Source organism: Campylobacter sp. RM16190 (assembly GCF_012978835.1).
Lineage (GTDB): Bacteria > Campylobacterota > Campylobacteria > Campylobacterales > Campylobacteraceae > Campylobacter_A.
On the sequence record NZ_LIWS01000001.1, the window covers coordinates 46,903 to 62,176 of the forward strand.

A 15,274-nucleotide genomic window follows, 5' to 3' on the forward strand; every position below is an offset into this window, starting at 1 on the left:
ACGGTTTTAAAATTTAGTAAAAAGTAATATAATAGCAATTAAAGTTTATCAAAAAGGAAATACTGATGAATAAAATATTTAAGCTTATGCTTTGCATTTTGACACTATCTACATTTGCGCTTGCAGATTTTACACAGAGTCAGAAGGTCAAAACCTCACTAAATATACTTAACGACTTTGGAGTAAGTAAAAATAAGAAATTCAAAGGCATTACCGGTATAGCAATAATACCAAGCATGGTCAAAAGCGGATTTATAATATCTGGGCATGACGGAAAGGGAATTTTTGTAGCTAGAAACGATGATAACGAGTGGAGCGCGCCTATCTTTGTAGACTATAAAGGTGTTGGTTTTGGAGCGCAGGCTGGTTATAAATCAGTTGATCTTATTTTACTTTTTAAATCAAGCAGATCATGGGCTGGCTTAGTTGATGGCAAAGGTTCTATAGATATTACCGCTGATGCCGTTATATTAGGAGCCGGAGAGAAGTCCGGAGTCTCAACAGATCTTCCTGAAATTTCCGCATGGGTACTAGAAAGAGGAAAGGCAAAAGGAGTGTTTTTAGGAGTTAGCATAAACACTTCTATGATGGTAGTAAACAATCAAGATACAAATGACTACTACGAAAGAATTTATGATATCGCTGATATCTATCATAACTCACCTAAAGACAGCAGATATACTCAAAAACTAAAAGAGATAATAAATAAATATTTTGAATAGCCAAAATCATGGTTTAGCTTAAGGCTAAACCATATAAAGTGAAACAAATCTTTTTTTGTTAATCGGAGAAAATTGAGTCATATACTCAAATGCCTCTTCATAATCGCCGTCGGTATACTTTGCAACCTCTTCGATTAGCTCAAAAAGCTCTTCGTCATCCATAGACTCAAAGCTACCTCTATTCTCTAGAACTTCAAGCAAAACGGCGTCTAATTCAAGCTCGTCGTATGTCATTATCCTACCTTTGAAAGTTTTTTTGCGGAATTATGCCAAAAAAACCTTTATATTCGCTTATCAAATTTTCTTAAAATTTTTAAAAATTTTATATAAAAATTGTAATTTTATTCGCAAATCAGCTTATTTCATTATAATCATGATAGCGATTATAAATTTATAATAAAGAGTGGCGATTATATGCAAAATTTTGAAAATTTTTACTCAAAATTTTCTACCTTTTTAAAAGATTTTAACTATAAAAATTCAAGCCAAAAGGAAGGGGTTTTAAAAATCTTGTATATTAACGATGATCACCTTAGTGCTGCCGAGATACAAGAGAGGTTTCACCAAGAATTTAAAGAAAATATTAGCTTAACGGCAATATATCAGTTTTTAAATTTCTTGGAGGAAATTGGACTGGCGATATCTTTTGAAGAGAGTGGAATCAAAAAATTTGAACTAAATCTAAATTCGCATCACGACCACCTAATATGCACTAAATGCTGTAAAATCGTAAGCTTTTACGATGAAACCATAGAAAATAGACAAGACATAATCTGCGAAAATAAAAAATTTAAAATAGAAGGCCATACGATGATATTATATGGAATTTGTAAAGAGTGTCAAAAATGACACAAATAGTTGTAAAAGCTCATATAAGTGGGCGAATTAGGCTCAAATCTCCAGAATTTAATCCAAAAAATTTTGAAAAAATTAATAAAATTTTAGAAAAAAAAGTAAAAAACATAAGACTAAACCAATACTGCAACTCTCTAATAATACATTTTGATCAAAATATTATAAATTTAGATGAGATATTAACAAAACTGGAGAAAACTTTTGCAGTTGCTGGACAAAAAGAGAGTCAAAAAATCTCAAAAAAGATAGAAAAATCAAAGTCTTTAACAATTTCGACTCCGGCATGCAATGCCTGCTCGCACTGCTCTACAAATTTAGTGTCAGAATCTAGCTGGAGAAAAAAGCTACTAAATTTCGGCGCTCTTAGTTTAATAGCCGTAGGTGTTTTCGTAAAAGAGCATATTATGGCTACACCTCTTGGACTGCTTGCCAAGCTTGCCATAGGAGCTATTAGCATATACTCCGCAATTCCTCTCATAAAAGAGGGGCTAGAAGAGCTAAAAGAGAAAAAAATAAGTCTGCAAGGCTTCATTGCATTTGCACTTCTTATAGCGATCTTAGGTGGAGAGGTAACGGCTGCATTTGAGATAATTTATATTCTTAGAGGAAGTATGCTGTTTGAAGAGTATACGGCAAACAAATCACGTGCGGAAATTCATAAGCTAATCAGCATGGATGTCAAAAAAGCCTATGTATTACAAGATGATTTAGAAGTCGAAGTCTCTTTAGAAGATGTCAAAGATGGCGATATAATAGTATGCAGAAGTGGAGAAAAAATAGTAGCCGATGGAGTTGTAATCAATGGAAGTGCGGAGATAAACGAAGCTATAATCAACGGACGAAGCGAGAATGTATATAAAAAGAAAAACGATAGCGTATTTGCAAATACTTTGGTTGAAAAAGGCAGAATTTATATAAAAGTAAGCGCAACAGGAAATGAAACATATATAGCCAGAATCATAAGCGAAGTAGAAAAAAATCTCTTAAACAAAAGCCAAAGCGAGCTAAGTGCCGATAGACTAGCTCAAAAGGTGCTAAAAATCGGCTCGGCTTTAAGTGTCGGGACGTTTTTTGTTACAGGCTCATTTTTGAGAGCGTTTAGCGTCATGATAGTAATGAGCTGCCCTTGCTCTACGGTGCTTGCTGCAAGCTCCGCCGTAAGTGCGGCTATAGCAAGAGCCGCAAAAGACGGAATATTGATAAAAGGTGGAGAGTACTTAGAAAATGTCAGTCAAAGCGAAATATTTTGCTTTGATAAGACAGGAACACTTACTACAGGCAAACCAAAGATAGCAGACTTTAAGTTAGTAGGCAAGATAACAAAAGAAGAGTTTTTTAAAATAGCTTCAAGCATAGAGCATCACAACACGCATCCTCTTGCCGTCTCTATTAACGAATATGCCAAGGGCTTAAACATCTCTGCAAATGTCCATTTTAAAAGCGAAATTTTGCCCGGTCTTGGAGTTAAAGCTCAATTTGAAGATAGCAAATTCTTACTAGGCAATCTGAATCTAATGAGAAAATATAAGGTAAAAATACAAAATTTTAAAATTCCTAAATTTACAAGCGAAAATACAATCATATACCTTGCCAGGGATAGTGAAATTTTAGGAGCTATAATCTATGAGCATGAAATTAGAGCAGGAAGTATAGAAACCGTAAAAGCACTAAAAGAGCGAGGTAAAAAGGTTGTACTATTAACTGGAGATGATGAAAAAGTAGCTAAAGAGTTTGCAAAGAAATTTGAATTTGACGACATCTACTTCTCTTTAATGCCTGATGATAAGGCAAAAATCATTGAAAAGCTTAAAAACTACGGTAAAGTCGTAATGATAGGAGATGGGGTAAATGATACATTGGCCATGAGCAAGGCTGATATCGGAATATCCTTTGCTAGCGGTGGAAGCGAGGCTGCTATAGAGATTTCAAATATAGCCATTACGAATTCTCGCCCTCTTGACATAGTCAAGCTTCACGATTTAAGCGCTTTTGCACTTCGTGTAGTAAAACAAAACTACAATATCGGCACAAGCACAAATATGCTAGGAGCGGCACTTGGCGCTCTTGGCGTGCTAAGTCCAGCCGGAGCAGGTCTAGTGCATATCGCTCATACCGCAGGAATCATTGCGAATTCAAGTAGAGTTAGCATTAAAAAATGATAACGATATGCAAAAAACTTTAAGCTACGATTAAGTGTATCAAGCAGATAATAACGCAAAGAAAAAAAGGAGAAAATTTGAGCGTAGCACCAAATTTAATATTACCTGATCTAATTGTAAAGATAACTTCATACTTTACGCCGATTCATCATACTCCAGGACGCCTTAGAGTAAGAGTCAGCGCAAAGATAAAAGATGAGGCTAGCAATCTAAATTTAGACAAGATAGATCAGATTATAAAAAATATAGATGGTATAAAAAATGTAAAATTTAACCAGCTAATAGGCTCTGTAACCATAGAGTACGATTCTGCGATTTTTCCAAAAGATATTTGGGACGATCTATTGGCAGGTAGAAATTTAGATAAAATATCTCAAACCATAAATGAGCTTGCAAGGAGCGCATATGCAGGATGAAAACTTAAAAGAGATCGTAAAAGCAGCCTATATATTTGAGCTTAGAGGAATTAGGCTTTATGAGAATTTAAAGGATAAGGATCCGATTTTCGCTCAAATTTTAGCCATCAAAAATAGCGGCTTAATGCTGTTAAGCGGTTATGAATCAAATGAACCTGTAGAGTGTTATTTTGATGGTTTAAATAATCAAAGTCTTGAAAACTGCCTTATAAAAGCATTAAATTACGAGATAGAATTAAATGCTTTTTATGAGACGTTGACAGATAAAGTAGAAGATGAAAATTTAAGAGATATATGCTTTAGACTGTGGGCTACCTCTTATAACGAATATGTCGCAGCACTCAAAATAAGGCTTTATGAAGAGCTTGGCGCGACAAGACAAATAAACGCAGCAGATCAAGAATACAAAAAAGAAGATAATCACGATAATGACGAACAAGAGCATGCATACGATCAGCCAAAAAATAATAATTTTGGTTTTAATGAATTTAACGGCTTTAACCAAAATGCATTTGCCGAGATGAGTAAAAGAGTTGAGCGTATAGCTTCGGGAAGAGGTAGTCAAGAAGATATCGTAGAGCTTCTTAATAACCCTAATTTCTCGTTTTTTAGCGGACTTGCAGTAGGTGGAATGGCTGGGATTTTAATTAACAAAATGATAAACAAAGAGGATGAGAAAGAAGATGTTTAACAATACCAATAATAAAGGATTTAAGATGGCACTACCATTTTTAGCAGGACTTGCAGTAGGCGGATTAGTTGTTGTTGCTTTTAATAATAGAAAAAAGGTTAAATCTGCTTTAGAATGCGGATTAGAAAAGAGTAAGGAAGCAGCGAAGGATGTCAAAGAATTTGCGACAGAAAAATTTGAAAAAATTTCAACCGAAGTAAAACAAGAAGTGAAAAAAAGACGTAAAAGAAGAACGCCTGAAGAGATAGAAGCTGATAAAAAAGCCAAAGAGGCTACAAAGAAAAAAAGAGTCCCAAGAGCTAAAAAAGCTCCAGTTCAAACAACTCCAGAAGTAGCGGGCGGAGCTGAATAATGAGAGCATTGACTTCTACCGCAAGGCTTCCTATGGACCACCTTATAAGTGGTGCTCTAATAGCCGGAATTACAATTGGCGGGCTTAGCTATAATGAATATAAAAAAGGCAATATAAGCTCTAAACAGGCAACCAAAAAAACTATCAAACTAAGTATTCAGGGCGGTTTAGCTACGGCTTGCGCTATCAGTGCATCAAATAGACTCGTTATGGGAAACTATATCGGTGCGGCAGTTAGTGCAGCTGTAGGAATTGGCGGCATAATACTAACCGAGAAATTAATAAATCCAGAGGAATAAAGATGAACAACCCATATATAAATTCGACTCAAACCGTCAATAAAATCAATAACGATGGAAGCACTACAACAACGACTACTACAGTTAAAACAACCGGTGCTCTAAGTGCTTTTGACAAGGGTATTAATGAAGCTTTAAAAGACTTCGTTCCTGAAAATTTCAATGCGGCAGGATTTTTAAAAGGCGCTTTGATAGGCGGAACTGTAGCTTATATATTAACAAATGAAAAGGCTCAACAAGCAGTGTTTTCAGCTATAGTGAAAGGTTCAAATTTGCTTCAAGCCGGATTTGAAGAGCTCAAAGAGCGATTTGAAGACGTAAAGGCTGAAATTGAGTCACAAAAATAAAATTTATATCGCACATAAGAGTAAAAATCGTGTAAGATTTATATGCGAAGATATAACCTCAGAGTGTGATGAGAGCTTTTTAGAGGCTCAAATTTCAGAATTTAAGTATGTAAAAAGCGTCAGGCTGAATAAAAAAGCCAAAAGCATAATTATAGAGTTTGATTCAAATTTTGATGAAATTTTTAAATTTTTAGAAAATTTAAAAATTAAAAATCTGAGCAAACAAAACGATAGCCCAAGCAAAGCGGGTATTTATAAGGCTGTTGCAAGCATAGCCATAACTCCACTAATAAATGGCAATATGCTAAAAACTGCAACAAGCCTGTACGCTTGCGCTCCGCTTCTTAAGGAGGGTGTAAGCGAGCTAATTAATGAAGGTGTTACCTCAAAAGTGCTTGAGAGCATGGCTGTAGGAGTAAGTCTGGCTAGACGCGACTATATGGCCGCAAATAGTACAAATTTAATGCTCGCAATCGGCGAATATATGGAAGAAAGCGCAGTTCATAGAAGTGATGACTTAGTAAAAGAGCTAGCCAAGCCAAATATAGAAGAGGTATGGGTAGAGACTATAAAAGATGGCAAAAAGACCCTTGACAAAGTGGCTACCAATAGCGTAAAAATAGGTGATATCGTAGTAGTAGGAGCAGGAGAGAGCATAGGTATAGACGGATATATCGTGGATGGAGAAGCGAGTGTCAATCAGGTTTCAATGACAGGGGAAGCCGAGCCTGTAAAAAAAGAGCGCGGAGACCGTGTAATGAGCGGAACTGTCGTAGAGGACGGAAAAATAAAAATTTGGGCTGAAGGAGTAGGAGAAGAGACCGCTACGGCACGCATCAAACAATATATTCAAAGCTCTCTAAACGAAAAATCAAGCATCGGATTAAGAGCTACAAAACTGGCAGACAAGCTAGTTCCAGTCACCCTCTCTCTAGCCGGAGTATCCTATCTTTTAAGCAGAGATATGACAAGAGTTGCATCGGTGTTACAGGCTGATTACTCATGCGCACTCAAACTAGCAACTCCGGTAGCCTTTAAATCAAGTATATCAAAGGCTGGTAGAAACGGAGTGCTTATAAAGGGCGCAAAAGCCATAGAAGCTCTTGCAAGTGCAGACACATTTGTATTTGATAAGACAGGAACGCTAACTCACGGAAGCCTCAGCGTAGTAGAAGTTCATTCTTTTAAAAAAGAATTTAGCAAGGCAGAGCTTTTAAATTTAACCGCAAGTGCAGAGGAGCACTACTTCCACCCTGTAGCAGAAGCTATTGTAAAAGCGGCTCGCGAGGTAGGATTCCACCATATACATCACGATGAGGTGGAATTTATAGTAGCTCACGGTGTCAAAACACATGTAAACGGCAAAGAGGTCGTAATAGGCAGCAGGCATTTTTTAGAAGATGACGAAAATATATCATTTATAGAGCATGAAGACATTATAAGAGATGCCATAGACAATGGATTTACTCTACTTTACGTAGGCTACAATAAAGAGCTTTTAGGCGTTATCTCGATGAAAGACACAATGAGAGAAAACGCAAAAGATGCGCTTAATGCTCTAAAAAAACTGGGCGTAAAAGAGCTGGTAATGCTAACCGGTGATATCGAGAGCAAGGCAAATCAAGTAGCCAAAGAGCTAGGCATAGATAGAGTGTTTGCCAACTGCTTGCCTACCGATAAGGCGGCTATAATAGAACAGCTCAAACAAGAAAGCAAAAAAGTAGCTTTTATAGGAGACGGCATCAATGACGCTCCAAGCCTAATGAGAGCAAATGTCGGTATAAGCATGCAAAAAGGAGCCGATATAGCCAAGGCTACAGCGGACATAAGCCTATTAAAAGACGACATCTACTCTGTCGTAACAGCAAAAGATATGGCAAATAAAACAATGAAGCTTATTAATACGAATTTTAATGCGACAGTTGGCATAAATTCGCTTATACTAGCAGGTGCGACATTTGGACTATTTAATCCTATTGCGACAGCTGTTTTGCATAACGGAACCACCATAGGCCTGCTTGCCAATTCGATGAAAGGTGTGAAAATAAAACAATGCTAAGCGGAGAACTTTTAAATCTAAACACTCATAGAAAAGCAGCAAAAGTTGGTATGAGCGTTACTCTGGCCACTGCTTGCCTTACGGCTTTAAATATGAAAAATAAACCCATAAAACAACTGCATGTAGCCTCAAGTATAGCCTTTGTAGGTTTTGCTCTATACCATGCCGGACTTTATGATAATGGGATATTTAAAAATATGATTGTAAAGGCTCAAAAAGACCAATCTGTTAAAAAACGTCTTAGCAAACCAAAAAAGAGTTAAGAGATGTTTTTTAGCGATAGTGAAATTTTAAGCTATATAAATGAAGATATACCGTATTTTGATCTTACTACTTCGCTTCAAAATATTGATAAAAATGCGATTTTAGAGATAAAAACAAGAGACGATATCGTAGTAAGCTGCATTGATATCTCTTCCAGAATCGCAAATTTGCTAGGTTGCGAAACTACAATTTATTACAATAACCAAAGTCTGGTTAAATCTCAAAGCGTACTTTTAAAAATTATGGGCTCATATAATGATGTTCATAAAGCTTGGAAGCTGTGCCAGATATTACTTGAATACACTTGTAAAATCTCTACATATACAAATTTGATGCTAAAACATGCTAAAAGCGTCAATAAAAAATGTGAAATTTTAGCAACCAGAAAAAGTTTTCCTTTTGCTAAAAAAATCTGCATTAAAGCTGTTCTTGAGGGCGGAGGTGGAATACATAGGCTAAATCTAAGCGATAGTGTGTTGTTTTTTGAAAATCACATAAAAGCTTACAAAAATTTTGATGAGTTTTTAACTCAAATTCCAATTTTTAAAGCCAAGATGCCAGAGAAAAAAATATCAGTAGAGTGTGAAAACTTAAAAACACTTAATAAGCTTTTAGACGCCAATGTTGATATAGTGCAATGTGATAAATTTGATATATCAATGTTGCAAGAGGCTGTAAATTCAAGAAATCAAAAAAATCCAAATATCACCATAGTGGCAAGCGGCGGAATAAATCTAAAAAATGTCAAAGAGTATGCAAATACCGGAGTAGATGCTATTGCAACATCCGCAATGTATACTCAAGGAATGGCGAATCTAACTTCAACTCTAAAAGTTATTTAAGCAGATATTTACATTAAATATAAATATCTGCTCATAAAATTATAAACTTATCTCTTTGATATCTGCGATTTTTAGGAACTCTTTATAAATTTGACCTATTAGAGCTATACGGTTGCTGCGGATTTTAGCATCATCCACATTTATCATTACCTTATCAAAAAAGCTATCAATAACAGATTTTAATGCAAACAGATCATCTAGTCTCTCTTTAAAATCGCTATCTTTAGCAACCACTTTTTTAAATTCGCTATTTAAATTTCTTTCTTTCTCGCTTTCAAAAAGAGATTCATTTACTACACCGATATTCTCATCTTTGATAATATTTGCAAGACGTTTAAATGTACTAAAATTCTCTCTAAAATCACTCTTCTCGCTAATCTCATAAAGCGCTTTTATAGCCTCACATTGAGCTAAAATATCGCCTTTTTCACTTGCTAAGCAGGCTTTTATTATAGAGGCATTGGCATCAAAGAAGGTGTAAAGCCTGTCAAATATAAAATTTTCAAGCTGTTTTAGATCAAATTTTGCGTAACCATTTGCAAGACTTGATAAAACCTCTTTTAGATTAAAATTTAGCTTCTCATTTAGTATGATTTTAATTATTCCGTTCGCAGCTCTTCTTAATGCGTATGGATCTTTGTTGCCGCTTGGAATTTTACCTACGCTAAATAGTCCCATTAGAGTATCTATCTTGGTTGCAAGCGCTACTACCGAGCTAAAAATACCATTTGGACATTCGCTCTTTTCACCACTTGGCAAATACTGCTCTTTAATTGCATTTGCTATAAATTCGCTCTCACCCTTAGCCTTTGCGTAGTAATACCCCATTACTCCTTGAAGCTCCGTAAACTCATATACCATCTGAGTTGTGAGGTCTGCTTTGCTTAGCATTACCGCTATTTCAAGCAATTCCTCATACCTAGCCCCTACTTCACTATTTAAGCGATTAGAGTAAATTTTAGCTAATGCTTTTACTACTTTTAGCTCTCTTAGCTCTTTTTCATAGATACTTCCAAGCTCTTTTAAATATGTTATATTTTTTAGTTTTTCAGGACCAAAATCAGCCTTTAAATCACTCTGCCAAAAGAACATTGCATCACTTAAACGAGCGCGCAGAACCTTTTCGTTTCCTTTTATTATAAGGTTGTAATCATCCGCAATAGCATTGCTTACTACCACAAAATGATTGCTTAGCTTTTTATTTTTAAAAACAGGGAAATAGCGCTGATTTTCCTTCATTGAAGTTATAATAGCCTCGCTTGGCACGCCCAAAAACTCGGACTCAAATTCCCCTATCAAAGCAGTAGGATACTCTGTAATAGCCACAACCTCATCTAGCAGATCCTCATCTATCTCTATATCAAATCCGCTTTTTTGCTCTATATCTTTAAACTCTTTTAAAATTTTCTCGCGTCTTTTTTCTTGATCCAAAATAACGCCTATTTTTGACATTGAACCAAAATAGTCTTTAGCATTTTTAACGCTAAATTTGTCATAGCTTATGCTTCTGTGTTGATATATAGAATTGCCGCTATCTACATCAAATTTATTAAATTTAACCACCTCATCTCCTAAAATCACAAGAAAAGATCTTATCGGACGAATAAAGTCAAATTTCCCATCCCCCCAGCGCATAGACTTACCGAAATTTAGACTAAGCAAAAATTTCTCTATCATATCGCCTAAAAGTTCTTGACTAGGTCTTCCGGCAACTGGTTTTTTATAGTATAAAACCTCTTTACCGTTTATTGTTTCAAATTTGAGCTCACTTTCGGTTATCCCGCATTTATTGGCAAAGCTAATCGCAGCCTGAGTAAATTTGCCGTCTTTAATAGCAACTTGTTTAGGAGCACCTATAAACTCACTAAATCCATCATCTTGTTTGATCTTAAAATTAGGATGATAAAAAACTATTCTACGAGGCGTATAGTAAAATTCACACTCGCTAAAAAGGCTGTTTTCTCTAAGAATATCCTGCCACTTTACCTTGATGTTACCAGACTCTTTTAAAAATGGAATAGCCGGTAGCTCCTCAACTCCAATTTCTACTATTAACTCTTTTGTCATAGCCAACTCTTTTTTTGATTTTTTGTTATTTTAACTTTTTTTCTTTGAATTTCTCTCATCATTTCTCTCTTTCATCTGCAAAACAAATCCACGCACTAAAAATATCATAAAAAGCACAAAAGCAGAAAGTATTGCAAAGTCTAATATCTTCATTTCTCTATCCAAATTTGAGGCTCATTGTGATAAAGTACTACTTTAACCGCTTCAAATTTAGCCTCTTTTGCATCTTCCATCTTGCCCTTGGAGCTATAAATCCTAATATCGCCATAGTTGGTATATAGCCTACCCCTTTTAATCTCTCCACTCACACTTCTTATAACGTCTCCCGCTCTAGCCTCTTTTATACGCTCCTCGCCTAGCATTTGAAGCTTAGGATCCATAAGCTTATCATATATCTTTGAGACGTAGAGAGATTTTACCTCAAGCATACCCTTATATTCGCCCACATCATTTATAACCACATCCATTACACTGCCGACTAGATCGTCGTTTTTTGGCTCATATACGTAAATTCCACGCCCGTCTTTAGCTATCACAAAACCTTTTTTATCCTTATAAACCACCGCCACTCCGCTTATAACAAAAGGTGTATTTTTAGGATTTTTAAATATATCGTCTATATTCTTTTCTTGAATTTTGGCCTTAGTAGCGGTGCTTATTTTAAATTTCAAAGGAAAGTGATCCGAATAAACATTTTTGCCCTGTTTATAGACTTCAAAACTTCCATTTACATAGCTTATTCCGCCGCCATTAACCATCCGCTTTGAAATAACTACATGATCAATAGGTCTTAAATTTATATGAGAATACCTCTTATCGCTTGGCATAAACTGCCAAAGATCAACCATATTTCTACTTATCAAAATATCATTTAGCAGTGATTCTTTACCGTAAGGTGTATTAAAATCCCCCAGTAATATTACATTTTCGTCGTTTTGTATAGCGCTTTTTAAAGACCTAAAAGCGCTCTCTCTACTATTTAGGCTATTTCTTTGAGCCGGCATATGATTTACAAATAGACTAAACTCATGTCCATCAAGCTCAAATTTAACTTTTACAATATCTCTTGTCTTTACATTTGGAACTTTAAAAATTTTAGTCTCAACAGGCCTTATTTTAGATATCAATCCAAGTCCGATAGGAGATCTTTTGTCCTTTGAAAAGGCAAAATATTTATATCCCGAAGCTCTCATAAGCTCTTTTAAAATTTCCTCGTTTTCTATCTCTTGAAGCGCGATTATGTCGGCATTAAGCTCTTTGATTATATTTTTTATATTATTAAATTTAACACTGGCGGCCTTTTCGCTCCACTGCGATTTTCCTATCACAAAGTCTTGATATTCAGTGCCGTTATTTTTAGCATCGAATAGATTTTCAACATTAAAAGTAGCTATGCTAAGTTCAGCTGCGATTGCCAAGATAAAGCTAAAGCATAGCAAAATTATTTTTCTCATCAATCCTCTTTAAAACTCAAATTTATCAATATTTTGCCTAATTGCCTCATACGCGATTATGCCTACGCTAGTGGCCAAATTTAGGCTTCTACCCTGCTTTCCCATCGGTATAGTAATGGCATTGGCGAAATTTTTTTGCATAAGCTGCATCGGAAGCCCGGTACTCTCGCCTCCAAAAAACAAAAAATCTCCAGACTGGAATTTAACATCAAAGTAAAATTTTTTAGACTTTGTAGTAGCGTAAAAAAATCTATCCTCAAATTTTGCATTCTCTTCCAAAAATTGATCTAAATTTTCCCAAATTTTAGGGTTTAAAATCTTCCAATAATCAAGCCCTGCACGCCTTACTGCCTTCTCGCTTAAATCAAAAACGGTAGGCTTAATAATATGCAAAGTTAAATTAGCATTTACGCACATCCTGCCTATAGAGCCTGTATTTTGGGGAATTTGAGGGCTAAGCAGAACTATATTAAACATTAAAAGACAACTACTCTGTTTTTATACACAAACAACCTGTCCTCAAGAGCCAGATCAAGTGCTGCCGCAAGAACGCTTTTTTCACAGTTTCTACCGGCTTTTTGCATCTGCTGCCAACTCATCTCATGATTTACGTTTATTACATCTTGAGAGATAATAGGCCCTTCATCCAGATCATCATTTACGAAGTGAGCCGTCGCCCCTATGATTTTTACCCCTCGCTCATAAGCTTGCTTATATGGATTAGCTCCGATAAATGCAGGTAAAAACGAGTGATGTATATTAATAATCTTTTTTGGATAGTGTTTTACAAAATTTGGCGATAGAATTCTCATGTATTTTGCAAGCACTGCGTAATCAAATTTATACTTACTCATTGCTTCAAGCACTCTTTTTTCATGCTCTTGTCTCTCGATGTCATCAGAATTGACGTAGTGAAAAGGGATATTAAATTTTTCAACCAACTCTCTTAAAATTTCACGATTTGCAATAACCGCTAAGATATTGGCATTTAACTCTCCGCTGTGATGCTTTATTAATAAATCTCCAAGACAGTGCGCCTCTTTAGTGGCTAAAATAATAATATCTTTTTTGGCAGCCTCCACACACTCTATAATCGCACCTTTTGGCAAGAAAGCTTCAAGCGTGCCTATAAATTCGGCTGTATTTATATTACCTACAAGCGAGGCTCGCATAAAAAACCTATTATTATCTTCATCTACAAATTCATTATTTGTCTCGATATTTAGATGATATTTAAATACCACATCACAAATTCTATAAATAAGTCCTTTCTCATCCTGGCACTCAATTTTAAGAATATATTTTTTCATTTTCATTGCCTTTTATCTTTTAAAAAGCTTTTATTGTAGCCAATTTGGACTTTTATAATAATTAAAATTTATTTTTCAAAAACTCATCTATAGCTAAATTTTGTCGCCTTAAAATTTCAATCCCTATAGCCTCATTTTTAAAGCCTGCTCTTAATATCTCATCGATATTTATAAGTGGCTCAAACCTGCTATCGTATATTCCAAATTTTTTAGCTCTTCTTACAAGGCTTGCTGAATTTAACCCAAGCCAATCTCTTAAAGGCATCTTAATTGCGATACGTAAAAGATCTTTATCGCTCACTCTTCCTTTAAAAAATGGTTCCCTAAAAACAGAGATAAAGCTATTTGGTAAATTTAGATCCTTCACCACTCTCTCTTGCAACCCAAATTCTCTAAGCAGATATAAAAACTCTTTTTGATCTTTTTTAAATTTGCCAACACTTATAAGCTTTTTTTGAAAATTAATCAGCTTATTTTTACTTAATTTTAGACCAAATAGCTCTTTAAAGAGTCCAAGCTTATAAAGATATTTAGCCCCTGTGCTTTGAAATTTAGCATTAAAAAGCTTTAGCATTTCACCGCTTATCCTATCTTTGCTTAGATCTTTTAGACTTATTGTTTTCATCAAATTTAGTGTTTTTTGTGAGATTTTAAAATCAAATCTGGCGCTAAACTGCACACCTCGTAAAACCCTTAAAGAGTCTTCGCAAAACTTCTCATCATCAATATGTCTTAAAACGCCTTTTTTAATATCGTCCAAGCCGCCCCAAAAATCAAGTATTTTGCCGTCAAATATATTTATCATGATAGAATTTACGGTAAAATCACGTCTCATAGAGGCGCCTTTTTCATCATTGCAGTAGTTTACATCAAAGGCCTTATGACCCTCTCCTACTTTATTTTCAGTTCTTGGCAAGCTAAGATCAAAGCCATTTAGTTTATAGACAAAATAGCTCTTACCAACTCCGCTGGCTCCATGATTTTTCATTATTTGATCAAATTTGCAAGGAGAGATATCGTAAATTTCTATATCAAAATCGGTTATTTTTCTTCCAAGAAAGATATCGCGGACAGAACCGCCCACGACATAAGCGCGTTTAGTATAGGGTCCTAGTAAATTTCTTACCCAGTTTAGCTCATTTAGTTTTGAGATTATCAAGCCTGTTTTCAACATTGGCAAGTACAAATTCTAAAAATTTCAAAGTAAGCTCTAATCTATCCTCTAAATTTTCTCTACTTACGGCATTTAACCCTTCAAAAAGTACCAAGATTCGCTCTTTTAAATTTTTTAAAAATATCTCTTCGCCGTTTATATTAAATTTTTCTGCTTCCGGCTCATCTTTAATCTGCTCATTTTTAGTTGTATGATGTTCGATAGAGCTTATCTCTTTAAGTTCTGCCGCAACCTCATCTATGGCCATTTTTGCAATATCTTCT

General features: G+C 35.2%; 18 protein-coding genes and 1 pseudogene. 11 read left to right on the forward strand and 8 right to left on the reverse strand.

Translation table 11 applies throughout. The features are described from left to right. Positions 1–65 precede the first annotated feature (65 nt). Complete coding sequence (locus tag CDOM16190_RS00225; protein WP_170018380.1) at positions 66–722, forward strand: lipid-binding SYLF domain-containing protein; 657 nt, start codon at positions 66–68, stop codon at positions 720–722. Between the two features lie 24 nt (positions 723–746). Here the strand turns inward: CDOM16190_RS00225 and CDOM16190_RS00230 are convergent, their stop codons facing one another. Beyond that, a complete protein-coding gene (locus CDOM16190_RS00230) occupies positions 747–956 on the reverse strand; it encodes a hypothetical protein (protein WP_169943090.1) in 210 nt (69 codons plus the stop codon). A gap of 180 nt (positions 957–1,136) precedes the next feature. Between CDOM16190_RS00230 and CDOM16190_RS00235 the strand changes: the two genes are divergently transcribed. The 10 genes from CDOM16190_RS00235 (at position 1,137) to modD (ending at position 9,006) form a co-directional block, all read left to right on the forward strand. Next, positions 1,137–1,571, forward strand: a complete 435-nt coding sequence (locus CDOM16190_RS00235) for a Fur family transcriptional regulator (RefSeq protein ID WP_170018381.1) — start codon at positions 1,137–1,139, stop codon at positions 1,569–1,571. Continuing rightward, positions 1,568–3,736 (forward strand): heavy metal translocating P-type ATPase, encoded by a 2,169-nt coding sequence (locus CDOM16190_RS00240; protein WP_170018382.1) that lies wholly within the window; start codon positions 1,568–1,570, stop codon positions 3,734–3,736. Before CDOM16190_RS00235 ends, CDOM16190_RS00240 begins: the two co-directional genes overlap by 4 nt. A 77-nt stretch (positions 3,737–3,813) precedes the next feature. After that, the gene (locus CDOM16190_RS00245) at positions 3,814–4,152 is read left to right on the forward strand and encodes an HMA2 domain-containing protein (RefSeq protein ID WP_170018383.1); all 339 of its coding nucleotides are present in this window, start codon (positions 3,814–3,816) and stop codon (positions 4,150–4,152) included. Then, positions 4,142–4,843, forward strand: coding sequence for an aminotransferase (locus CDOM16190_RS00250; RefSeq protein ID WP_170018384.1), 702 nt, complete (start codon positions 4,142–4,144; stop codon positions 4,841–4,843). The genes CDOM16190_RS00245 and CDOM16190_RS00250 overlap by 11 nt, the downstream gene beginning before the upstream one ends. A gap of 25 nt (positions 4,844–4,868) precedes the next feature. Continuing rightward, entirely contained in the window at positions 4,869–5,195 is a 327-nt protein-coding gene (locus tag CDOM16190_RS00255) for a hypothetical protein (protein ID WP_170018385.1), read from the forward strand. Then, positions 5,195–5,494, forward strand: a complete 300-nt coding sequence (locus tag CDOM16190_RS00260; RefSeq protein WP_170018386.1) for a magnetosome protein MamC family protein — start codon at positions 5,195–5,197, stop codon at positions 5,492–5,494. Before CDOM16190_RS00255 ends, CDOM16190_RS00260 begins: the two co-directional genes overlap by 1 nt. Before the next feature lie 2 nt (positions 5,495–5,496). Then, on the forward strand, positions 5,497–5,841 hold the full coding sequence (locus CDOM16190_RS00265; protein WP_169975010.1) for a YtxH domain-containing protein: 345 nt from the start codon (positions 5,497–5,499) through the stop codon (positions 5,839–5,841). Beyond that, positions 5,825–7,900 carry a heavy metal translocating P-type ATPase gene (locus CDOM16190_RS00270; RefSeq protein WP_170018387.1) on the forward strand — a complete coding sequence of 692 codons (2,076 nt, stop codon included), beginning with the start codon at positions 5,825–5,827 and terminating at the stop codon, positions 7,898–7,900. The genes CDOM16190_RS00265 and CDOM16190_RS00270 overlap by 17 nt, the downstream gene beginning before the upstream one ends. Then, positions 7,894–8,163: a helicase gene (locus tag CDOM16190_RS00275; protein WP_170018388.1), complete on the forward strand. Its 270-nt coding sequence runs from the start codon at positions 7,894–7,896 to the stop codon at positions 8,161–8,163. The genes CDOM16190_RS00270 and CDOM16190_RS00275 overlap by 7 nt, the downstream gene beginning before the upstream one ends. A gap of 3 nt (positions 8,164–8,166) precedes the next feature. Further along, positions 8,167–9,006, forward strand: a complete 840-nt coding sequence (gene modD, locus CDOM16190_RS00280) for a ModD protein (protein WP_170018389.1) — start codon at positions 8,167–8,169, stop codon at positions 9,004–9,006. A gap of 39 nt (positions 9,007–9,045) precedes the next feature. On the opposite strand, the gene glyS is transcribed toward modD, so the two are convergent. From glyS to CDOM16190_RS10930, 7 genes and pseudogenes are all read right to left on the reverse strand, one after another. Then, positions 9,046–11,073 (reverse strand): glycine--tRNA ligase subunit beta, encoded by a 2,028-nt coding sequence (gene glyS, locus CDOM16190_RS00285; RefSeq protein ID WP_170018390.1) that lies wholly within the window; start codon positions 11,071–11,073, stop codon positions 9,046–9,048. A 30-nt stretch (positions 11,074–11,103) separates the two neighbouring features. Further along, entirely contained in the window at positions 11,104–11,226 is a 123-nt protein-coding gene (locus tag CDOM16190_RS10790) for a hypothetical protein (protein ID WP_257792998.1), read from the reverse strand. Beyond that, entirely contained in the window at positions 11,223–12,527 is a 1,305-nt protein-coding gene (locus CDOM16190_RS00290) for an endonuclease/exonuclease/phosphatase family protein (protein ID WP_170018391.1), read from the reverse strand. Before CDOM16190_RS00290 ends, CDOM16190_RS10790 begins: the two co-directional genes overlap by 4 nt. 9 nt (positions 12,528–12,536) lie before the next feature. Next, positions 12,537–13,004 (reverse strand): tRNA (cytidine(34)-2'-O)-methyltransferase, encoded by a 468-nt coding sequence (locus tag CDOM16190_RS00295; protein ID WP_170018392.1) that lies wholly within the window; start codon positions 13,002–13,004, stop codon positions 12,537–12,539. Continuing rightward, complete coding sequence (purU, locus tag CDOM16190_RS00300) at positions 13,004–13,837, reverse strand: formyltetrahydrofolate deformylase (RefSeq protein ID WP_170018393.1); 834 nt, start codon at positions 13,835–13,837, stop codon at positions 13,004–13,006. The genes CDOM16190_RS00295 and purU overlap by 1 nt, the downstream gene beginning before the upstream one ends. Before the next feature lie 61 nt (positions 13,838–13,898). Further along, positions 13,899–15,011, reverse strand: coding sequence for a tRNA nucleotidyltransferase/poly(A) polymerase-related protein (locus CDOM16190_RS00305; RefSeq protein WP_170018394.1), 1,113 nt, complete (start codon positions 15,009–15,011; stop codon positions 13,899–13,901). Continuing rightward, positions 14,974–15,141 (reverse strand): annotated as a pseudogene (locus tag CDOM16190_RS10930) (CiaD-like domain-containing protein); the annotation flags it as partial. The pseudogene CDOM16190_RS10930 and the gene CDOM16190_RS00305, both read right to left, overlap by 38 nt. Between the last annotated feature and the right edge of the window lie 133 nt (positions 15,142–15,274).